Raw genomic sequence first — 24523 nt, forward strand, 5'->3', positions numbered from 1 at the left:
ATATGAAAAAAATAATCACTTATTTTATAAAATATCCAGTTGCCGTAAACATTTTTATGTTTTCATTTTTCTTGTTCGGTATCCTTGGAATATTATCAATGAAATCTTCATTTTTTCCACTTACAGATTCAGATATTATAAATGTAAACGTTTCTTATCCTGGAGCTTCTCCTGAAGAAATGGAAGAAGGAATTGTGTTAAAAATTGAGGATAACTTAAAAGGTATTGTTGGTATTGATCGAGTTACGTCAGTTTCAAAAGAAAATTCGGCAGCAATTAGCATTGAGGTTGAAAAAGGCAAAGATATTGATGTTGTTTTAGCTGATGTTAAAAATGCCGTTGATAGAGTTCCCTCATTTCCTTCAGGAATGGAACCCGCTGTAATTTCAAAAGTTGAAAGTGTTAATCAAACAATTGTTTTTACTATTAGTGGAGATAATCTACCGCTGGCAACAATAAAACAATATGCACGAAATATTGAAAATGACATTCGTGGTATGCAAGGTATATCTCAAGTTTCTTTAACTGGTTTTCCTGATGAAGAAATAGATATAGCGCTAAAAGAAAGCGATTTAAGAGCTTACAACATCACATTTCAGGAAGTTGCTAATGCCGTTTCAAATGCCAATATTTTAATTTCTGGAGGTAATATAAAAACTGCCGATGAAGATTACTTAATTAGAGCTAGAAACAAAAAATACCAAGGTATTGAATTATTAAATATTCCTGTAAAAACGGATAACTCTGGTAATATTATAAGGTTAAGTGATATTGCTACAGTAAGAGATACTTGGTCTGAAACACCCGACCGTATTTATTTTAATGGTGAAGTAGCAATTAACGTTTCAATTACAAATACAAATAGTGAAGATTTGTTAGTTTCAGCCGAGGTTATTAATGAATATATTCATAAATTTAATCAGCAACATGATAATATTAAAATAGATATTGCTAGTGACAATTCTATTACATTATTACAAAGAACAGAATTATTAGTTAATAATGGGATTTTTGGTATATTATTGGTTTTATTATTTTTATCCTTATTTTTAAATCCAAAACTTGCTTTTTGGGTTGCCGCTGGTTTGCCTATTTCATTTTTTGGAATGTTTATTTTTGCGCCATTATTAGGAATAACCATCAATGTTTTATCGTTGTTTGGGATGATTATTGTAATTGGTATTTTAGTTGATGATGGTATTGTTATAGGTGAAAACATATATATACACTATGAAAAAGGAAAAAACCCAATTAGAGCTGCAATTGATGGTACTTTAGAAGTAATTCCTCCAATTGTTTCAGCAATTATTACTACACTCCTAGCCTTTTCAACTTTTTACTTTTTAGATGGTAGAATTGGTAAATTTTTTGGTGAAGTGGCATCTGTTGTGATATTAACGCTATCAATTTCATTAATAGAAGCATTAATAATTTTACCCGCTCACATTGCTCACTCAGGAGCTTTAATTAAAAAAGAAAAGAAGAAAAATAAACTCAATCAATTTTTTGCCAATGTAAACAGAAGATCTGAACAGTTTTTATTTTTTATTCGTGATAAAATTTATGCTCCTTTTTTAAAATTCTTTTTACGAAATAAATTAGCTGGTTTTGCCATACCAATTGGGTTACTAATAATTACTGTATTTAGTATTAAAGGAGGTATTATTAAAACAGATTTTTTTCCAAAAATTGCAAGTGATAGAGTTTCCATTACTTTAAAAATGCCACAAGGTACTAATGAAAAAATAACAGACTCTATAATTTCAGAAATTGAAAAATCTGTTTGGTTAGTAAGTGAAGAATATACTAAAAAACAATCTGATAATCAAAGAGTTGTTCAAAATGTAATTAAACGTATTGGTCCTGGAACCTCTAATGCAACATTAACTGTAAATTTATTACCAGGTGAATCTAGAGAGTTTTCTTCGCCTGAAATAACAAACTCAATTAGAGAAAAGGCTGGTACTTTTTATGGTACTGAAAGTTTAACATATGGCTCTGGTGGTAGATTTGGAGGAAGCCCTGTTTCGGTTTCATTATTAGGTAATAATATTAATGAGTTAAAAGCTGCCAAAAATGAATTAAAACAAGCATTAAGTTTAAATCCAGATTTAAAAGATATTTCAGATAATGACCCACAAGGTATTAAAGAAGTTCAAATTAGATTGAAGGACAATGCTTATCTTTTAGGATTAACATTGCAAGGTGTCATGTCTCAGGTAAGATCAGGATTTTTTGGTTTTCAAGCTCAGCGTTTTCAACGTGGACAGGATGAAATTAAAGTTTGGGTACGTTATACAAAAGAAGATAGATCATCAATAAAAGATTTAGATGATATGTGGATTTCAACAAATAACGGTGATCGCATACCTTTTTCTGAAATAGCAACTTATACTATACAACGTGGTGAAGTTGCCATTAACCACTTAGAAGGAAAACGTGAAATTCAGGTAAATGCAGATTTAAAAGACCCTGAAGGAAGTGCTAATGAAGCACTAACTGAAATTGAAGAAGTTGTAGTGCCTGAAATACTTTCTAAATACCCAACAGTAGCGGCACTTTACGAAGGTCAGAATAGAGAAGCTCAAAAAACGTCTTCTTCTGCAAAAATAGTTTTTCCAATAATTTTATTATTAATATATATTACCATTGCTTTTACGTTTAGATCTTATGATCAACCATTATTTTTAATGATAATGATTCCTTTTAGTTTAATAGGAGTAGCTTGGGGGCATTGGATTCATAATTTCCCTATTAATATACTTTCTGCTTTAGGAATTATTGCGTTAATAGGTATTTTAGTAAATGATGGATTGGTACTTATAGGTAAGGTAAATTCAAATTTAAAAGCTGGCTTAAAATATGATCAAGCACTTTACAAAGCTGGGTTATCCAGATTTAGGGCTATCTTTTTAACATCATTAACAACAATAGCTGGTTTAGCTCCTCTTTTATTAGAAAAAAGTAGACAGGCTCAATTTTTAAAACCAATGGCAGTTTCAATATCATATGGTATTGGTATAGCAACAGTGTTAACGTTGGTTATGTTACCCCTACTATTATCTTTAGGAAATTCTATAAAAGTATATTATAAATGGCTCAAAACAGGTGAAAAAGTAACTAAAGAAGAAGTTGAAAGAGCAATTATAGAATTAAAAAGTGAACTTGAAGAAGAAGCAGCAGAAATCGCAGTAATTGAAAAAAACAAGAATTAAATGCAACAACTTAAATACATATTAGTCCTACTATTTAGCAGTTCTTCTCTATTTGGATATTCTCAAAATTCAAGAATATTAACAAAAGAAAATGCTGTTAGTCAAGTATTAGAAAATAATTTTGGTATAAAAATGGCAAATAACAATGTAAATATTGCCAAAAATAATGCTAGTATTTACAATAGCGGTTATTTACCTACAGTTTCTGCAAATGGAGGTGTAAATTATACTAATAAGGATACTGAAAATACATTACAAGACAATACTATTTTAGAAATTGATGGAGCAGAATCTACAATATACAATGCTTCTTTAGGTTTAAATTATACATTGTTTGATGGTTTCGGAAGAAAATATACCTATCAAAAATTAAAACAAAGTCATAATTTATCTGAATTAGAAGCACAAGCAGTTATTGAAAATTCATTACTTCAATTATTTAGTTTGTATTACGAGGTAGCTCAACTAACCGAAAACAATGCCAATATTGCAGAATCATTAACTATTTCAAAAAACAGGTTAAAAAGAGCTCAATACAGTTATGAATACGGTCAAAGTACTAAATTACAAGTGCTAAATGCTGAAGTTGATGTTAACAATGATAGCGTAAGTTTTATAAACACGGAACGTTTATTAGCAAACTCTAAACGTAATTTAAACCTTTTATTAGGGAGAAATGTAAATATAGATTTTGATGTAGATACCAAAGTAAATTTTGAACTCTCTTTTATTCTTGAAACATTACTTGAAAAAGCAAAACAACACAATATTGAAATGCAAAAAGTAAATAAAAATATTGAGTTGAGTGATTTTGATATTAAAATAAATAAATCTGATTTTCTACCAAACCTAAGTGTTAATGGTTCATATAGTTACACTGATTCTGAAAATGATGCTGCCTTTAATTTTAGACAACAAATCTCTAATGGTTTTAATGCTGGTTTAAATTTAAGTTGGAATATTTTTGATGGAGGAACTACAAAAACACGTGTTCAGAACGCTAAAATTTATGCCGATAATTTAAAAGTACAAAAAGAACAAATTACTAATGAATTAGAACGTACTGTTTCTAACAGTTTAGAAATTTATAATAATTCATTGTTCATACTTTCTACTGAAGAAAAAAATCTCGCAACAAATGAGCGAAATTTTAATAGAACTGAAGAGTTATTTAAATTAGGGCAAGTAACCTCTATTGAATATAGACAGGCACAAGTAAATCTATTAAATGCAAAATCAAGTTTAAATACGGCTAAATACAATGCTAAAAATGCCGAATTACAATTATTGCAATTAACAGGAGATTTATTAAATACAAAATTTTAGAAATCAACTTATTTTTATATTAAGAGCCGAATGATAATTTTCATTCGGCTTTTTTATTTTAATTAGTAGTGATTTTTAAAAATAGTAATTGGTTTTTATTCAATTTAATTGATCTAAAAAACAACCTCACCTTTTATATTATCAAGCTACACTCCTATTAATCTTCACTTTAAGAGTTTTTTAGTCATTAATTAATTGTTTTATTTAAATAGATAGAATTCAATATTATCAAATGTTTAATAAAACTGTAACAATTATTACATATTCAGAATTTTTATATACTAAAATGATATAAGTCATACCAAACCTTAAAAATTGCTGCTAAATTTGTTAGGATTCATATAAATAATAACCAATATTAATTAAATCTTAGACAAAATGGAAACTTTACAAGATGTGAAAACAAGAGTTTACAAGTTCGGAAATAAAGAAGCCGATGGTAATAGTAAAATGAAAAACCTTTTAGGTGGTAAAGGGGCCAATTTAGCTGAAATGGGATTAATTGGTATTCCTGTTCCTCCGGGATTTACTATTACTACAGAAGTTTGTACAGAGTATAATTTATTAGGGATAGATGCTGTTGAGGCTATGATTTCAAAAGAAGTTGAAGACGCTATACTTAATATAGAAAATATTATGGGTTCAAAATTTGGCGACAAAGAAAATCCATTATTACTATCTGTTAGATCTGGAGCTAGAGTTTCTATGCCGGGAATGATGGATACAGTTTTAAATTTAGGTTTAAATGATGATGTTGTAAAAGGATTGGCTAAAAAATCAAATAATGAACGTTTTGCATGGGATTCATACAGACGATTTATTCAAATGTATGGTGATGTTGTTTTAGGAATGAAACCAGAATCTAAAGAAGACATTGATCCTTTTGAAGAAATAATGGAAGCTTTAAAACATAAACGCGAAATTGAATTAGATACTGAATTTACAATTCAAGATTTAAAAGATTTAGTATATGATTTTAAAGAAGCAGTAAAAAAACGAACAGGTCATGACTTTCCTACAAATCCTTATGATCAATTATGGGGAGCTGTAATAGCCGTATTTAATAGCTGGAATGGAAATAGAGCCATTTATTATAGAAAAATGAATGGGTATCCTTCAGATTGGGGAACTGCCGTAAACGTACAAGCAATGGTTTATGGAAATATGGGTGATAATTCAGGTACTGGTGTTTGTTTTACGCGTGATGCTGCAACAGGAGAAAATTTATTTAATGGTGAGTACTTAATAAATGCACAAGGTGAAGATGTTGTGGCTGGTACAAGAACTCCTCAGCAAATAACAAAACTAGGGTCACTTCGTTGGGCTAAATTAGCAAAGATTGAAGAAGAAGATAGAGCTACTAATTATCCTTCTTTAGAAGAGTTAATGCCTGTTATTTATAAAGAATTAAATGAATATCAAGAAAAATTAGAATTGCATTATAGAGACATGCAAGACATGGAATTTACAATACAAAACGGAAAACTTTGGATTTTACAAACTAGAAATGGTAAACGTACAGGTGCAGCAATGGTAAAAATTGCCATGGAAATGCTTCATGATAAATTAATCTCTGAAAAAGAAGCTTTATTGCGTATTGAACCAAATAAATTAGATGAATTACTACACCCAATATTTAATCCTAAAGCTTTAAAAACGGCTCATGTAATCACGCAAGGATTACCTGCTTCACCAGGTGCAGCTACTGGTAAAATTGTATTTTTTGCAGATGAAGCTTCAAAATATAAACATAGTATTTTAGTTAGAATTGAAACTTCCCCTGAAGATTTAGAAGGAATGAACATTGCTAAAGGTATTTTAACTGCTCGTGGAGGAATGACTTCTCATGCCGCAGTGGTTGCCCGTGGAATGGGTAAATGTTGTGTATCTGGAGCTGGTGCTTTAAAAATAAACTATAAAAACCGTACTCTAACAGTAAATGGTCACGTATATCACGAAGGTGATTGGATTTCATTAAACGGTTCTACAGGAAATGTTATTGAAGGTAAAGTTGCCACAAGCGAACCAGAATTAAGCGGAGAGTTTGCTGAAATTATGAAATTATCAGATAAATACGCAACAATGAAAGTGCGTACCAATGCCGATTCTCCAAAAGACGCAAAAGTTGCAATTAAATTTGGAGCACAAGGTATTGGATTAACAAGAACAGAACACATGTTTTTTGAAGTTGATCGTATAAAAGCAATGCGTGAAATGATTTTAGCTGATACTATTAAAGGTCGTAAAGAAGCTTTAAAAGAATTGTTACCAATGCAACGAGAAGATTTTGAAGGTATTTTTGAAGCAATGGCAGGTTTACCTGTAACGGTTCGTTTATTAGATCCACCTTTACATGAATTTGTGCCTCACCAACTTGAAACTCAACGTAGTTTGGCAGAAGATATGCATATCTCATTAGAAGCGGTAAAAATAAAAGTTGCCCAGTTAGAAGAGTTTAATCCAATGTTAGGTCATAGAGGATGTAGATTAGGAATTACATATCCCGAAATTACAGAAATGCAAACTAGAGCAATTATTGAAGCTGCCTTAAATTTAAAAGAAAAAGGAATTATTTCAAAACCCGAAATAATGGTTCCGCTAATTGGTACTATTGCTGAGTTTGAAAATCAAGAAGCAGTAATTAGAGAAACTGTAAACAAAGTATTTGAAGAAAGAAATACTACAATTGAATATTTAGTAGGAACAATGATAGAGATTCCACGTGCTGCTTTAACGGCAGACTTAATTGCAAAAAAAGCAGATTTCTTCTCCTTTGGAACAAATGATTTAACTCAAATGACCTTTGGATATTCACGTGATGATGCTGGTACATTTTTACCAATTTATATTGAAAATGGTATTTTAAAAAATGATCCTTTTGAAGTATTAGATCAAGAAGGAGTTGGACAATTAGTTGAAATGGGTACTTTAAAAGGTAGAAGTGTTAAACCAAATTTAAAAGTAGGTATTTGTGGTGAACATGGTGGTGAACCAAACTCCGTAGAATTCTGTTATAAAACAGGAATGAATTATGTTAGTTGTTCACCTTATAGAGTACCAATTGCTCGTATTGCATCGGCACAAGCAGCAATTAAAGCTCAACAATAATATAATTTTTTAATTAGTAGCAAAGAGGCTGTTCTAATACTTAGAGCAGCCTCTTTATTTTGTGAAAATTCTTATTTAAGCTCCATAATTATAAAAACAAACGAAATATATTTGATAATTTTAAAACTATTCAATAAAAATTATTTTAGTCCAGAAATATTATGATTACTAATATTAAATTTAGGATTAAGCTTCTACCCTATCATATTAAAATACACTTTTAAATATTTATTTTTTACAACTCATAAATTTAAAGAGATTTATAAACTTTAATATAGTAATACTTAAAAGAATCTTTAAAAATTGAATAAGGCTTGAAGCATAGATTTAAAAATGCTATTTTAGCTATATCAAACATATTTCTATAATGATACAAAAGTATATATCTATAATTTTACTTATTTTACTTTTCGGTTGTAATGAAAAGAAAGAAATTAGCTCAATAAATCCTGAAAACTGGGAAAAACGATCTATAAACCTCAATAAAATAAAGGATTCTCTTGAATATGGAAAATCTTACCTTTCTATTTATTCGCAAATTTACAGTATGAATCAGCATAGAGTACATAACTTAACTGCTATGGTAAGTTTACGAAATACAAGTGATTTAGATTCTATTTATATTTTAAAAGCAGAATATTACGATACACATGGAAATTCTGTTAGAAAATATTTTAACTACCCAATATTTTTAGCTCCAATGGAAACTACAGAAATAATTATAGATGAAATTGATGTTACTGGAGGAACTGGTTCAAACTTTATCTTTGAATGGAAAATTCCAAAAAATTGCCCAGAACCTTTATTTGAAGGAGTTATGAGTTCAACAATGGGGCAGCAAGGTTTATCTTTTACAACTCTCGCTAAAAGAATTAAATAATTATAGATTAATCACGGCTTTAAATGGTTATGCATTAATTCTTTTATATATACTTAAATTAAAAATATTCAATTTGTAATTTTAATTTAGAAAATAAAACTATCTAGCACTTTCTCATTTAAATCTTTTATTTTAAAATAGATTTCAAATCGTAAAAAAAGAATTTAAAGTATAAATCATTATTCTTTTTATATTAAAGTTATTTGTTTAATTTTAATTTTTTTTAAAATTCATAAGAATATTTATTACAATTTTGTTAAAATTCATGCCCCCAAAATGAAACAAAAAATAATAACCCTACTAATTTTTATTTCAATTTCTGTTTGTAAATTAAATGCCCAGTACAAAGTTTATTTTGGGGACAATTATCCACCATATAATTATTTAAATGAAAAGGGAGATCTTATAGGGTTTAATATAGATATATTAAATACAATTAAGGATTTATACAAAGAGAAAGATATACAAATTAATGGAGGTAATTGGAGAACCGTTAATGAGTCTCTTAAAAATGGTAATATTGATGCTATTGGGGGATATCATATTCCAGGCAGTCTAGATTCAGAATATTTATATACAAGGGCGGCTATAAACACATCTCATTCTTTCTTATTTAACAAAAATAATTTTCATGATTTTTCATTAGAATATTTTAGAAGAGCTAAAGAACCACTTGTTGCTATGTGGAAAAACGATGTGCTTATTCATTATATTCAATCAATTAACCCCACTGTTAAATTTTTATTTGTTAAAAGTTATGAAGATCTAATTAATACAATAGACAGAAAAGATGTTACCTGTATTTTTGGACAAAGAATTGGTGCTATGTACTATGCTAAAAAACTTAACAAGGATTATATTTTACCTCTTGATCATAAAATATTAGAACGTTCAATGGGATTTAAAGTTTCTAAAGAGAAACCTGAGTTAGCTAAAATTTTAAACAATGGATTAGAAGTTATTTTAGCTAACGGTAAACACCAAGAAATTTACGACAAATGGATTACTCAATACGAAAAGAAAAATACAGACTGGCATAATTACTTTAAATACTTATTGATTACTGGTATAATTATTTCCTTATTATTTGCATTGCTTTTAATAGCAAATAGAGTTTTAAAAAGCAAAATACAAACTAAAACTAAAGACTTAAGAAAACAACTGGATTTGAACTCTAAAATTATGTTAGAACTTGAAGATCAGAAAAATAAAGCTGAAGAAAGTGACAAAATGAAATCTGCTTTTTTAGCAAATATGAGTCACGAAATAAGAACACCAATGAATGGTATCTTAGGTTTTACCGACCTTTTAAAAACAGTGGATTACTCTTCAGAAAAACAAGCTTTATTTATTGATATCATTCAAAAAAGTGGTAACAGGATGTTAGAAACTATTAATAATATTATTGATGTATCCAAGCTTGAATCTGGTATGGAAAAAATATTTATTCAAGAAGTTAACATTAATAGTAATATAAATGAACTGAATAAATTTTTTACTCCTGAAGCTACTTCCAAAGGAATAGATTTAATCTTTAAAGAAGAAGTTTCATCCTTAACTAAACCATTTTATACTGATAAATACAAAGTAAACTCCATACTAACTAATATTATTAAAAATGCTTTAAAATTCACCAATAAAGGATTTATAGAAGTTAAATATAGTGTTAACAATGAATATGCAGAATTTTGGATAAAAGATTCAGGAATTGGTATTCCTTTTGAAAAACAAAATTCAATTTTTAATGAATTTGTACAAGCTGATATCTCTCACTCCAGTGGTTATGAAGGATCTGGACTTGGATTATCTATTTCAAAAGGTTATGCAAATTTATTAAAAGGAGAAATAAAACTTAAATCGGAACCTAATAAAGGAACTTCTTTTTATGTAAAAATACCTAATTTAACTAAATCTAATAACGAAACTAATAACATTGCAAAACCAAAAATCAATAAAAAAGCAGCATCTCTTAATTATAAAATTCTGATTGCTGAAGATGATGAAACTTCTTTTTTTTATTTAGAAAACGTATTAGAAAAAGTGTCAAATAATATAATTAGAGCTAAAAACGGTAACGAAGTTGTTGAATTGGCTAAAAACAACCCAGATATTGACGTTATATTAATGGATATAAAAATGCCGTTTTTAAATGGTTTTGAAGCAACCAAAGAAATTAGAAAATTTAATAAGGAGGTATATATTATTGCCCAATCTGCATATTCACAAACAAGTTTTAGAACAAAGGCAGACGAAGCTGGATGTAATACTTATATTTCAAAACCTATTGATAATAAAAAACTTCTTCAGATAATTGAAAATATAAAACAAAACTGATTTAGTAAATGTTGAAATAGTATTTTTTAGATTTTAACGTGTTTTAAAATCCAAAACTTTCTGATCATCAAAAAAGCTATCCCCCTCTAATAAAACAAGGTGAAATTAATTTAGATTTTTTCAAGAATAAGAACTCTAAATGTTTTTTTTGAAATATTCAAATCCCTTAATAAATTGATCTTTATTTAGAGTTTATTATAATCTCTTCACCTTTAAGTCCTTTGGATTTTACTGTTAACTTTATTTTTCCTGATTGTTCGGTTGAATTTAATATCACCAATGCCAAACCATTAAAGGCTTTCCGTTTACTCCCTTGAAACGATTCCAAAGATATAGGGTCCCCATTATCTAACCCAACAATTTTACCCGTTCCTTTCACGGTAAAGGTTACCAAATTATCAGCTATTGGACAGATATTTCCATATTTATCTTCAATACGCACTGTTACATAAGCTAAATCCTTTCCATCAGCATTAATAACACTTCTATCAACTGACAATTTAATTTTTGAAGGCTTACCTCCTGTCTTAATTTTTTTCTCTTTAATAATTTCCCCGTTTTTATAACCAACAACATTAATTGAACCTGGTTGATATGGAACATCCCAACTCAATCTATAAGGTGAATCAAATGTTTTTGGTTCGTATCGAAGGAAATCAATAGGTAATGTTGTAAGATCTTTACCTTTCACTTTTCGCCCCATTGATTTACCATTTACAAAAAGTTCAGCCTCGTCACAGTTAGTATAACAATACACCGGAATAATATCCCCTTCTTTTCCTTCCCAATTCCAATGAGGCAAAAGGTGAATCATAGGTTTCGTTGTCCACTGACTTTGATATAAATAATAGCGATCTTTAGGAAAACCTGCTAAATCTACAATACCAAAATAAGAACTACGTGAAGGCCAATCTGTATTCCAATGACCATTTGTAGTATTATCTAAACCTCCATACGGACTTGTTTCACCTAAATAATCAAAACCTGTCCAAACAAATTCACCCATTACGTGAGGATTATTCTCCTGAAAATGAAACTCAATATCTGGTGGATATCCCCAAGGTGGATTTGTAAAATCATAACTTGTCTGTTGTAGCGATTCGTGCTTTTTGTATTTCTCTAAAGGAAAATGATACACACCTCGAGTACTATAACAGCTTGAAGTTTCTGATCCATAAATTGGTAATTCCGGATAATTTGCCTTCAACTCTCCATATTTTGTAGGTTTATAATTAACACCCGAAATATCCACTTGTTGAGCCATATTATTATCATAGGCAGTAGGATAAGAATTAAAACCAGCTGTTGTTGGACGTGAAGGGTCAATTTCTTTGCAAATTGCATTAAGTTCTTTAGCCATTTTCCATCCGATTTCTTCCTTCCACTGCTCTTTAATTTCGTTTCCAATACTCCACATAATTATTGAAGGATGATTTCTATCTCTAAGAATCATATCGCTTAAATCTCGTTTACTCCATTCGTCAAAAAACTTATTATAACCGTTCTCTACCTTGGGCAGTTTCCAGCAATCAAAAGCTTCATCCAACACCATCAATCCCATTTCATCACACAATTCAAGAAAAACACGTGAAGGCGGATTATGACTTGTACGAATTGCATTCACACCCATATCTTTCATAATTTGAAGTTTACGCTCGTCAGCTCTTCTATAAATAGCAGCTCCTAATGCACCATTATCATGATGTAAACAAACACCATTGAATCTTACTTTTTTATTATTCAAGAAAAAACCATCAACATCGTAACGAATTGATCGGATACCAAAAGTACTTTTAAACGTATCTTTTATTTTTTCATCTTCTAAAATTGTAGTTACAACACTGTACAAATTAGGATTGGTAACATCCCATAATTCAGGATTTTTAATATTTGTAAAAACTCTAGACACTTTTGTTGAATTTGCTTCAATTTCTATATTTTCTAAAGCGGATGCTACTTTTATTCCTTTAGGAGAAAAATACTTATGTTGAACAATTACAGTTCTTTTTTTATCAGATTTATTAACAATTGTTGTTTCATTCTGTACCACACCTTTTTCGGAAGTTGCAGTTGGAGTTGTAATATATGTCCCCCAATTATCTAAATAAATAGGCTCGTCTACTTTTAACCAAACAGAACGGTAAATTCCTGCTCCAGGATACCAACGAGAGGCAAAATCTTCAGGTGTTAATCTTACAGCAATTACATTTTCAGAATCATCATAATTAAGATATGAACTTATATCAAATTCGAAACCAATATAACCGTAAGGTCTATTACCAACTTTATGTCCGTTTACCCAAACATGTGCATTATACATTGCACCCTCAAATTCAATACGAACAACTTTTCCCTTAGCAGATTTTGGCATTTTAAAATGTTTGCGATACCAACCTGTCCCATGTACGGGCAACCCTCCAGTTCTGCAATCAAAATTAATATTAAATGGACCTTCAATAGCCCAGTCATGTGGCAAATTCAAATTTCGCCAAGTTGAATCATCAAAACCAACTAACTCTGCTCCTTCTGCTTTATCATTAAAAAACATCCAGTTTTTATCAAAATTTTCTTCAGGTGAATACTGAGCATTGACACCAATTGTAAATACCACAATTAGAAACGCTAATAATAAGTTTTTCATTTATCTTGTTTTATCTTTTATTGAAATCAAAAATTAGGTAAAAAACCCTTGTTCTTCGTCTTTAATTGTTTTATTAACCTATCAACTACTTCTGGGTTTTCATTTGCTATGTTAATGGTCTCATTTGGATCTTTATCGTGATCAAAAAGCATCATTTCCTGCCTTTTACCATTATTAAAAACAGCAAATCGATATCGGTCTGTTCTCATACTTAAAATATTCCGCCAATAACTTAGCACAACTTCATTTCCCTTAGTCTTTGGGTTATTAATAAGCGGAACCATACTCTTACCATCAATACTTTTCGGTAGTTCAATTCCTGCCAGGTCACAGATTGTTGGATATAGATCTATTGACGATACCAAGCCATCAGTTTTCACTCCTGACTCCTTTATGTCAGGCGTTTTAAGAAGTAACTTACTATTTAATCCACGTTCAAAAGTGCTATGTTTTCCCCAAATTGTATGATCTCCCAGATGCCATCCGTGATCTCCCCATACAATCACAATGGTGTTTTTATCCAAATTAAGTTCCTTAAGCTTATTTAAGACCTTACCAACTTGCGCGTCAGTATAACTTATGGACGCATAATTAGCGTGTATTACATTTTTTGCATATTCGTCTGACAATCGCTTACCAGCTCCTCCTTTTTCAGGATGTGTGTATTGCCCAAAGAACTCAGTGCTATTGTGAAGAAATACGCCACTTACTCCTTTTGGCAACTCAGGGTTTGGGGACACTTTAATGTCTTTATGATCATACATATCCCAATATTTTTTAGGAGCACAAAATGGTAAATGTGGCTTATAAAAACCAACTGCCATAAAAAAGGGTTTTTGCTTGTTAGCCAATTGCTCTAACTGATTGGTAGCTAAATTAGCTAAAATTCCATCTGGATAGCTCTCATCTTCAACATCCAATATCTCATAAGCGGGATTTGGTTTCGTGTTACGATTTCTTCCATTTGCATACGCATGCACAAGTTCCTGACCCTCCCATAAACTATTAGGATCTGTAACAAACTGATCCCAACTATATGGTAATTCTAGAACACTTTTATTTTTGAAATTAACATGTCCATTACCGCTATGGCTAATTTTCCCCATACCCACAGTAAAATAACCATTTCGCTTAAGGTGATGTACAAAAGTTTCAGGTGTTAGCGATTCAGGTTTACCCGCCAAACTTTTTTCTAAATGATGATGATTTATATCTTCAATTGCTTCAATATTTTTTCCTGTTAACATGCAAGCTCTAGATGGACCACAAGTTGGTACTTGAGCATAATGCCTAGTAAATGTTCTTCCTTCTGAAGCCAGTTTATCAAGATTAGGAGTAATCATTAGATTATTTCCATAAACTCCCAATTGAGGTCTCAAATCATCTATACAAATAAATAAAAAGTTGGGTTTAGCTGTGTTATCTTTTTTAACCTGTTGGGCATTGGCATTTATCACAAAAACCAACATTAAAATTAAATAAAGATATGTGTTTGTTTTTTTCATCTAATTTGTTCTTATTTTTAAAAATCGATTTTTCATGTTTGCAATTCTCACTTTATGTTCTAGACTAGATAGCAAATTATATTCTTCAGATTCCTCTTTATTATTTTTTAAATTGAATAAAGCAACGGTTTCAAGACTATTAAACTTATCTCTTCCTTTCGTTTTCATAATTAGTTTCCAATCACCTTCTCGGAAAGCATAATAAGCAACTTTGTTATGTATTGCCTGATGAATTAAGTAAGGATGAATTGCTTTAGTAGTGTTGCTTTTAAATATTGAAAGGAGGTTAGCCGTATCTATAACCTCTTTATTATTTATTGGAACTTTTGCTATAGCCGTAAGTGTTGGTACTATATCATTAGCTAAAATACTTACATCTGATTGACTTCCCGCTTTAATATTCCCGGGCCATACAGCGATAAATGGAACTCGATGGCCTCCCTCGTAAATATCTCCTTTTTTACCCCTCAAACCATTACTTGAATCGTGACCTAAAGATTGATCATATGCTTCACCTTCCAAACCGCCATTATCTGAAGTAAATACAATAAGCGTATTTTCATATAGTTTATTCTTTTTTAAAGCTTTTATTATTTTACCTACCTGAACATCTAGCTCCCATATCATATCACCATGCGAGCTCGCCGTTTTTCCTGCAATTTTTGTTTTACCTAGTTTTGCTGGTGGTGTATGAGGTTCGTGAACTGCAGGGGTACAATAATAAAGTAAAAATGGCTTATTGGAATTCTTTTGACTATTAATAAATTTCTCAGCTTTATCAGTTAAAATTGGTCCTGCCAATGCTGGATCCCAATTGGAATCTCCAACTCCTTCACGATGTCTGTTTCTCCACTCTTCTAGATATTTTGATTGTTCAAAACTAATCTCAACTAATTTAGACTCTGGCTTTAATTTTACCCATTTTCCATTTTCGAAATAGATATATGGATGATATTGAATACCATCTGGCATCATATGTGAATAGTCAAAACCATAATGTAATGGAGGTAAATCTAGTTTTTCATAACCAGAATAATCTTTGGGAGCTCCTTTCCACAAACCTCCTAGTCCCCATTTACCAAAAAAGGCTGTTGTATAACCTCCCTTTTTAGCTACACGACCAATGGTTGTATACTTAGCATCAATACCTGCATCAATAGCATCATCCCAAACTCCCCAAGGTGATTTTTTATTTCGAAAAGGATAATTTCCCGTCATCATTGAAAATCTACTTGGTGCACAAAGAGAAGCTGGAGAATGAGCATCAGTAAAATGCATTCCTCTTTTTGCTAACTTATCAATATTAGGCGTAGGTATAATTGATTTTTTTCCTGTTCTTAGTTTATGATAAAAGCCAATATCTCCTACACCAATATCATCGGCCATTATAATTACAACATTAGGTTTGCTTTTGGTTTGTTGCGCTAATACTACTGTTGATAGTATTGCAAACAATAACGAATAGAATAATTTCATAAATGTTATTTATATTTTATTTAATACTAGCATCAAACTCTTTCATTTTACGTTTCAACTCAGTAACTTTTTCAGGATATTTATCGAAAACATTGGCCCTTTCAATAACATCTTTATTTAGATTAAAAAGCATAGGCTTTATATCTCCAACTAATTTCGTTGGTTTTTCACCTTTATTATTTAATGTTGTAAACCTTGATCCTTTCTCTAGATATTTCCAATCACCAACACGAATACCTTCAATAGTTTTCCTATTAGCTGTATAAAAGTACACTTCCTTTCTAGGAGAAATTATTGTTTCCCCTCTGAATAAATCTGTAAGATTATAACCATCATAGATACGGTTCTGAGGTAGAGCAATACCTGTATAATGGGCTATTGTAGGTAAAATATCAAGTGTAGAAGTTATTTCATCTGATTCTGTATTTGGTTTAATGGTACCCGGCGCCCATACTATAGCAGGAACACGCTGTCCTCCTTCAAAAGTATCAAACTTTACTCCTCTCAATGGACCAGCAGAAGCCCATTCTGGATTATTATATCTATTCGCTGGCCCGTTATCAGAACAAAACAAGATAAACGTTTCTTTATCTAGCCCACTCTCTTTCAACGTTTTCACAATTTGTCCTACACTCCAATCAACTTCTTGAATGGCATCAGTATACACTCCGTTTCCACTACTACCATCAAAATCTTTAGAAACGTAAAGTGGATGATGTGGCATAGTGTGAGGTAAGTAAAGAAAGAATGGATTTTTCTTATTCCGTTTAATAAAACTTACAGCTTCTTGCGTATAACGCTTAGTCAGTTGACTTTGATCTACCGGATACTCAACTACTTCCTCATTCCGCATTAAAGGCATAATATTTTTGATAGACTTATCTTTTCGGTTTAACTCTGTTTGTTGTTGATCTGTCTTTAATTTGTTCAGCGTATAACCATTATTTAGTTTTATGTTTTTTGAAATCTGGAGCTCTTTAGCAATTGACATATCATTACTATAGGGTAATCCAAAATAATAGTCAAATCCTTGATTGGTTGGTAAAAATTGTTTTAGATGTCCCAAATGCCATTTGCCAATAACGGCTGTTTTATATCCTTTTGATTTCAATAATTCAGCAATAGTAATTTCTGTTTCAGGCAATCCTGTTTTAGAATTAGGAAACAATACTGCTGGCACACCAACTCTTTTAGGCATTCTTCCTGTTAACAAAGAAGCTCGAGAAGGAGAACAAACAGACGATGAAGTATAAAAACTAGTTAATTTCATTCCTTCCTTAGCTAATTTATCTATGTTAGGTGTATTCATTCGTTTTGAACCAAAACAACCCAAATCTTCATATCCCTGATCATCGGTCAGAATAACAATAAAATTTTTAGATTGGGAATTAGCCTGCATCATTATTAATAGTAAAAAAGGCAATATTGTACGTTTCAAAATCCTCATTATTTATTGTTTTTTAGTTACGTTAGTATATGGTGGACTATCAAAAGTACTTCCATCACCCATTACCCTAGGATCTTTTGTTTCTTTAAGTTCAGCCATTAATCTATTATGTAATTCCTCCTTTATTTTTCTGTATTTAGGATTCTGTGCAAGATTATTAATTTGGTGTGGATCATTCGAAATCTTATAAAGTTCTTCCTTTGGACGCATTCCAAAAGCATAATCAAAATATTTTTGATATTTAGGTGTCTCTCCATTCATAACAAGCCAAGCTTTTGATGGCCCCCATCCTAAATCACCAAAACAACGAATAGTCCCATTATTAATTTTTTCGAAAGTAACCTCCTTTTTTTGTTCAGCTGTTAATGCTTTCCCAACAGGTTGACGCTCTGGTTTAAAGTTATAAATGTATAAATAATCTTTAGTTCGTATTGCCCGTTTCGGATAAGGTAAATTCCCTTCTCTTGCATCAGGGTTATGTCGCTCTTGACCAGTAATTACATGGTCGCGATTTTTATCTACTACTCCAGACTTCTTCTTGCTATAAAAAACAGGTAATAAACTTTTAGCAGTCATTACTTCTGGAATTTCTACTCCCCCAAGTTCTAAAAAGGTAGGAGCTAAATCTGGTAAGCTCACAAAATCATCAACAATTCTATTGGGTTGAATAACACTAGGCCAACGAGCAGCCAAAACTACACTTGTTCCAAAATCATATAAATTTGATTTTGCATGTGCAAACCCAGGTACTCCGTGATCTCCACTAACTACAATTAAGGTATTATCTAATTCCCCTCGTTGTTCTAAAATTTGTAATACTTCACCCAACGCAGTATCAAAAGCTTGAATTTCGCCAAGGTAATCAGCAAAATCTTCTCGAATAACAGGTACATCAGGAATAAATGGTGGTAATACTCCTTTAATATCATCAGGATTAATACTCCATTGATTTTCACCAGAACCCATTTCATATGCACGATGTACATTTTTAGGCCCAAACCAATAACAAAATGGTTTATCATCTTTGTTAGTATCCAAAAAACTGGTGAAATTTTGCCTTACTTCCTCATATAAATTATCTTTTGCTTCATCTAATGATTTACCTTCTTTTACCAACTTAGCTGCATTCTGGCTAAAATTATTAAATCGCTTTCCAGCTTTTTCATACTTCGTCCTTCCTCCTCCATAACCTGCATTTGGATTTGTTCCTGGCATCCAAACTTTATAGGTATATCCGATATGATAACCTGCCTCTTCTAGTAACAAAGGGTAACTTGGAATATTCATATCCCATGTTCCCATTAAAATAGCCCCCAGTCCTGTTCTGTAAAAATGTTGCCCAGATAAAAGAGAACTTCTACAAGGCGTACAAGAAGGAGAGCTTACATAAGCATTATTAAACAAAACCCCTTCTCTTGCAATACGATCAACATTTGGAGTTTTCACTGTTTTTTGCCAAGGTTCACTTCCTTCTATTTTCGCATAACAACTTGCATATTTTCCCCAGTCATCAGCAAAAGCAAAAAGAATGTTGGGACGCTTATTTTTATTTTGAGCGTTACAAACAGTGACTGCTACAAACAATAATAAGGTTATATACTTTATTCTAATCATCTTGTGTATCTATTTTAGTTTCTTTTGAATTGTTTTCCCTTCAAATTGTATTTCAGACTTTATTCCAGTTCCTATAACTTCAACCTTAAACTTCATTTTATTCTTAGAAAAATCTAAATAGTTTCCAGCACCATTTTCAAGAGTAATAGTTTTCGTCAATTCTGAATACGATATATTTATTTCTGAATAAACACCTTTTTCATAATCGTATGATTCATTATCATCAAAATACAAGGTATATTCCGCATCTTTACCTGGATATATTTTTAAGGTTATAGGTTCATTTGTTTCTTCCGTAGCATATTGTCGTTTTGGTCCATAAGGAAGAATAGTTCCTTCTTTTACAAAAATAGGAAGAGTGTTTAAAGAAGCTGATGCAACTACCTTCTTTCCTCCTTTTGTTTTTATTCCTGTCCAGAAGTTATACCAATTTCCTTCTGGCAGATAGACTTTTCGCTCTCTTGCTTTATAAGTTGTTACCGGACAAATCATTAATGATTTACCAAAAAAGTATTGATCTTTAATCCCCCAAGTATTTTTATCATCTGGATACTGATATACCAAGGGACTCATAAGTGCCTTTCCTTTAGTAGTAACTTCCCAAGCTTCTGAATAAATGTAAGGCATTAATTGATAACGTAAATCGATGAATTTTCGAGCAACATCTTCAAATTCTTGTCCAAAATTCCAAATTTCAGTGTGAGTTCTGTATCCGTGAATTCTAAAAATAGGACTAAATGTTCCAAATTGAAACCAACGCGTAAGCAACTCTCTAAAATCTGGATCGGTATATTGATTATCATAAGCAGGGTTTCCCGAATTCTTATCACGAAAGAAACCTCCTATATCTGTTGTCCAATAAGGAAAACCTGTCATTGTGAAATTTAATCCGGCTGAAATTTGTTCAGAAAACTGCTCCCAAGTACCATTAACATCTCCAGACCATACTGCATTTCCATAACGTTGTTGACCTGCAAAAGCGGAGCGTGTTAAATTAAAAACTCTTTCGTTAGGAAATTCATTGCGTCGTCCTTCATACATTGCCTTGGTCATTAATAAAGAATAAGTGTTGGCTAACTCTTTAAATTTACCAGCAGGTGTTTGGTGTTCTGGATTGGGGGTAAATATTGGCTCACTACCATCTAACCAAATAGATTGAACTCCAATTTTAAACATATTATCGCTCAACATTTGATAGTACTTTTTATGTGTAGAACTATCATAAAAATCAATAAAGTCTGTACTTGTTAATTTTGAATTTTCTAGATCATACTTTTCACATAACTGAGGATGACTTACTGTAGGCCATACAGAAACCATTAGATTTAAATTCATTTTATCCAACTCATCTACCATTTTTTTTGGGTCTGGATATTGAGATTTATCCCATTCTGGACCTTTTACACCTTTTGGCCAATAATCCCAATCTTGAACAATATTATCAACTGGTATTTTTCTTTTACGGTATTGACGAGCACTTTCTAATAAACCTTCTTGTGTTTGATATGCTTCTCTACATTGCCAAAAACCATAAGAAGATTTAGGAAATAAAGGTGCCTTGCCTGTTAATCTACTGTATTCCGATAACACTTTAGTAGGATTTTCACCATGTATAAAGTAGTAATCAATGGCGTTGCCTTCTTTACTTGCAAAGGTAGTTTTGTTAAAATTAGGTTCGTTGTATAACAACCTACCTAACGTTTGCGCTTTTGTATCTTGAAATATAATTTCATATTCATTACCAGCTTCAAGCATAATTTCACCTGAAAAACTATCAGGATACCAATTGGTTGTATAATGGATTACTGTCTCTGAATTTACAGTGACAATTACGGGGCCTAAGCGTCTGTTTTTATTTTTTTTCTTTACACTATTAAAAGGCGTTTCACTTATTACAAAGAAATTGTAAACCCCTGATTTTTTTGGTGTAAAAACGGCCTTTCTAATATTTAATTCTTCATCAAGAGTTTCCGTAAACTGAATTTCATTTTTGGGAAGATTAAAATCTGTTACACTGTAATTATGCCAATAAATTCCATACGGTTTGGTTGAAATTAATACCGGATTTGCAATTTCTTGATTGAATTGCTGCAACCGAACAGGTACATTTTTCCAATTCATTCTACCGCTTTGAAATTGTCCCAAACCATATAGTCCTTCATCACCAGCCTTAAAAGCTTGAGATACTTTATGCGTTGCTGTTGAATCATCTTTTATATATGTACCTACTTTTAATTCACTAAGAATTTGTTCTCCTTCTTTTGAAAAATATTCAATTTCACCTTTTTTATTAATACTAATATTTAATTTAGGGGTTTCAATTATTAAATCATCTCCGTTTTCTAAGACTTTCCAATCAACCTTTTGAGTATTTAAAATGGTAACATAATCTGGTATTTTCTTAGCTGGTTTATTTTTAAGTTCTTTTTGAATATGTATAATTTCCTCATCAACAACAGTAATTTGTGTATTAATACTGTCTCCATATAAAATTACTGAATTCGCCATTTTTTTATAATTAAAATCAGACGTACACCCTATTACCAAAAATGCAATTGTATATAATAAAATTGAAAAAGTTAAGTTTTTTTTATTCATAATATTTTATAATTCTTTTTTATATAACTTCAAATATTAATTAAACTACTAGAGATGTAAATTTAAGGAAGTATATCTTTAAGCTTCAGTAAAAAAAGGGTTTAAACTGTGACGTAACTGTGAATTTCACAGTGAAATGATTAAAATTTGATTCAAAAAACAAAAGATATTTTGTAATTTTAACCCTTTATGGAAAACAAAATAGATTCGGATACAGTTAGAACTTTACTTCAAAAAATTTGTTCTTATGATGTATTTAAAAAATCGCCAAGATATACCCACTTTTTAACCTATTTAGTTGAACAAGCTCTTGTTGGAAATAACCTAAAGGAACAAACTATTGGTATAGAATTATTTGAACGAAATTATAATGAAGATAAGAATGATGGTATCGTTAGAGTTTATATGTATAATCTTCGGAAAAAATTAAAATCATATTATTCTAAAATAGGTAAAAATGATGCAATTATTTTCACCCTTGAAAAAGGTAGTTATGACCTTAAATTTATTGCTAATGAAAATATTAATGAAAGCAAAATTGAATTAAATAAATTCACAAATACAAAAAAGAAAACTTTACTAATTATAACTGGTTTATTGTTAATCTCAATTATAGCTAGTTACTATTTATTTTTCAATAAAACACTTTACTGTTGGGATGCTTTTATGAAAACAAATACAGAGAACACCTGTATTTTAGCCGACCAAGTAGTTTTAAATAAAGATAATGGTACTTCTGGAAATCTTAAGATTATTAAAGAAATAAATAGTTCTTCAGATTTTTTAGAATATGGAAAAAAGCATGCAATTGATTCTTTACAACTAGCCGATTATACATTTTTTACAAAATCAATACCATATTCTTTAATTGATTTAACTAAATGGTTTTATAGTCATAATCAAGATTTTAATCCTTTACCTGAAAGTGAATTTAGATATGAAGAAACAAAAAGAGGTAATATTATATATATAGGGCAATATAAAACAATGAGTGTTTCAAAAGAAATATTCCTTAAGAATAGTAAATCTTTTAAAGCCAATTATAACAGTTTTAACTTCTATAAAAATGGAGAAACAAAACAATATTCGGCTAGTTTTAAAGTAGGTATTAGAGATGAATACGCAATGGTTTCTTATATGCCTTTAGATAACGATCACAAGGCATTGTATTTTGTTTCAAACAACGATATTGGTACTATGGCTACAATACATAATTTTACAAAACTTGAATTTTTAAAAGAATTTTATAAAAATCTTCCTTCTACCGATTCATACTTTAATGCTTTATTTAAAGTTGAAGGAATTGGAAGAACAGAAACCAGTTGCACTTTAGTTGAACTTGAAATTATTGAATAAAAAAATCTACAACTAAAAAAAGACATTTTTTAATTGTAGATGATTTTAAAAATTAGTTTGATGAAATTAAAGAATATAATTTTATAATCTACTCAACAAATCTGCTTTTTTATTTTCAAACTCCTCTTTTGTTAGTATATCCTTAGCTTTTAAGGCTGCTAACTTTTCTATTTTAGCAAAAATATCTTCTTCATAATCACTTGTATTATTTAAATTAAATTGTGCTATTTCTTCAGCTACTGGTGAAAATTGATCTTCAACAATATTATTATTATTATTATTATTATTATTATTATTATTTGCTTGCTGTTGAGGTTTCGGAATATCCTCTCCTCCAGAAACAATAGGTAAAGTACTTAAATCTACCGTGCCATATTGACTAGTAAAAGATACAGAGTAATTACCACCTTGTTGTTGCCCAACTCCTCCTATTTGATTGTCAAGCGTATCAAATACTGTCACTTTGCCATTTTGCTGTATTGCTAAACGTCTAATATTTGAGAAAATAGCATAACTAGTATTATTTTGACTCCCAGTAGAATTCGGAAAACCTAAATCACCCCACCAATTACCGCCAGAACCCGACTGAAAACCTCCTTGGTTTTGTTGTTTAGGTAAAGGTTTGTATTGTATACCTCCTTGATTTATTAAATTTGATAATTCTACACAAAGTCCATCTACTGTAGATTTAAGCTGATTATTAAACATGTCTCCAACCATAGTCATCCCACCTTGCATCCATTGTCCTCCTCCTCCTAATTCAGGAATGTTAAATTGAGCCATAGTACCGTTACTTCTCATAAGGGCATTTGTTAAATCTGTAACAGCATTTACACTAATTCCATAACGATTGGCTATATTAGTCATGTTCTGAAAACTAGAATCTGTGAATATTGCATTCATAATATGTTCTTTTCTTAGTTAGTTTAAAAAAATGTTAGTATCACAATTTTCGGTCAAAGATAGTCTTTAGTACTATCCAATAAACTTTTTTTGTTGATAAGTTTATGTTAATCTTACTAT

The 24523-nt window shown here is 30.6% G+C and carries 13 protein-coding genes; 6 read left to right on the forward strand and 7 right to left on the reverse strand.

Going from position 1 to position 24523, the window contains the following annotated elements; genetic code table 11:
- Positions 1–2 precede the first annotated feature (2 nt).
- From DAD81_RS08510 to DAD81_RS08530, 5 genes are all read left to right on the forward strand, one after another.
- On the forward strand, positions 3–3215 hold the full coding sequence (locus tag DAD81_RS08510; protein WP_111707824.1) for an efflux RND transporter permease subunit: 3213 nt from the start codon (positions 3–5) through the stop codon (positions 3213–3215).
- Positions 3216–4541, forward strand: coding sequence for a TolC family protein (locus tag DAD81_RS08515; protein ID WP_111707825.1), 1326 nt, complete (start codon positions 3216–3218; stop codon positions 4539–4541). It abuts the gene before it with no gap.
- A gap of 378 nt (positions 4542–4919) precedes the next feature.
- A complete protein-coding gene (ppdK, locus tag DAD81_RS08520) occupies positions 4920–7649 on the forward strand; it encodes a pyruvate, phosphate dikinase (RefSeq protein ID WP_111707826.1) in 2730 nt (909 codons plus the stop codon).
- Between the two features lie 367 nt (positions 7650–8016).
- Entirely contained in the window at positions 8017–8529 is a 513-nt protein-coding gene (locus DAD81_RS08525; RefSeq protein ID WP_111707827.1) for a DUF3124 domain-containing protein, read from the forward strand.
- Between the two features lie 276 nt (positions 8530–8805).
- Positions 8806–10863: a response regulator gene (locus DAD81_RS08530; protein ID WP_111707828.1), complete on the forward strand. Its 2058-nt coding sequence runs from the start codon at positions 8806–8808 to the stop codon at positions 10861–10863.
- Between the two features lie 181 nt (positions 10864–11044).
- On the opposite strand, the gene DAD81_RS08535 is transcribed toward DAD81_RS08530, so the two are convergent.
- The 6 genes from DAD81_RS08535 to DAD81_RS08560 are packed head-to-tail and all read right to left on the reverse strand — an operon-like array spanning position 11045 to position 22054.
- Positions 11045–13504 (reverse strand): glycoside hydrolase family 2 TIM barrel-domain containing protein, encoded by a 2460-nt coding sequence (locus DAD81_RS08535; protein WP_111707829.1) that lies wholly within the window; start codon positions 13502–13504, stop codon positions 11045–11047.
- Positions 13505–13530: 26 nt separating this feature from the next.
- Positions 13531–15009: a sulfatase gene (locus DAD81_RS08540; RefSeq protein WP_111707830.1), complete on the reverse strand. Its 1479-nt coding sequence runs from the start codon at positions 15007–15009 to the stop codon at positions 13531–13533.
- A complete protein-coding gene (locus DAD81_RS08545; RefSeq protein WP_111707831.1) occupies positions 15010–16485 on the reverse strand; it encodes a sulfatase family protein in 1476 nt (491 codons plus the stop codon).
- 16 nt (positions 16486–16501) lie between these two features.
- On the reverse strand, positions 16502–17923 hold the full coding sequence (locus DAD81_RS08550; RefSeq protein ID WP_218939686.1) for a sulfatase family protein: 1422 nt from the start codon (positions 17921–17923) through the stop codon (positions 16502–16504).
- 12 nt (positions 17924–17935) lie between these two features.
- The gene (locus DAD81_RS08555) at positions 17936–19546 is read right to left on the reverse strand and encodes a sulfatase family protein (RefSeq protein ID WP_111707832.1); all 1611 of its coding nucleotides are present in this window, start codon (positions 19544–19546) and stop codon (positions 17936–17938) included.
- Between the two features lie 9 nt (positions 19547–19555).
- Positions 19556–22054 carry a glycoside hydrolase family 31 protein gene (locus DAD81_RS08560; RefSeq protein WP_179950039.1) on the reverse strand — a complete coding sequence of 833 codons (2499 nt, stop codon included), beginning with the start codon at positions 22052–22054 and terminating at the stop codon, positions 19556–19558.
- Between the two features lie 279 nt (positions 22055–22333).
- On the opposite strand from DAD81_RS08560, the gene DAD81_RS08565 reads away from it, so the two are divergent.
- Positions 22334–23500, forward strand: coding sequence for a helix-turn-helix domain-containing protein (locus tag DAD81_RS08565; protein ID WP_111707834.1), 1167 nt, complete (start codon positions 22334–22336; stop codon positions 23498–23500).
- An 81-nt stretch (positions 23501–23581) separates the two neighbouring features.
- On the opposite strand, the gene DAD81_RS08570 is transcribed toward DAD81_RS08565, so the two are convergent.
- The gene (locus tag DAD81_RS08570; RefSeq protein ID WP_111707835.1) at positions 23582–24403 is read right to left on the reverse strand and encodes an SHOCT domain-containing protein; all 822 of its coding nucleotides are present in this window, start codon (positions 24401–24403) and stop codon (positions 23582–23584) included.
- Positions 24404–24523: the final 120 nt, after the last annotated feature.

It is taken from the genome of Lutibacter citreus, from assembly GCF_003260195.1.
Classification (GTDB): domain Bacteria; phylum Bacteroidota; class Bacteroidia; order Flavobacteriales; family Flavobacteriaceae; genus Lutibacter; species Lutibacter citreus.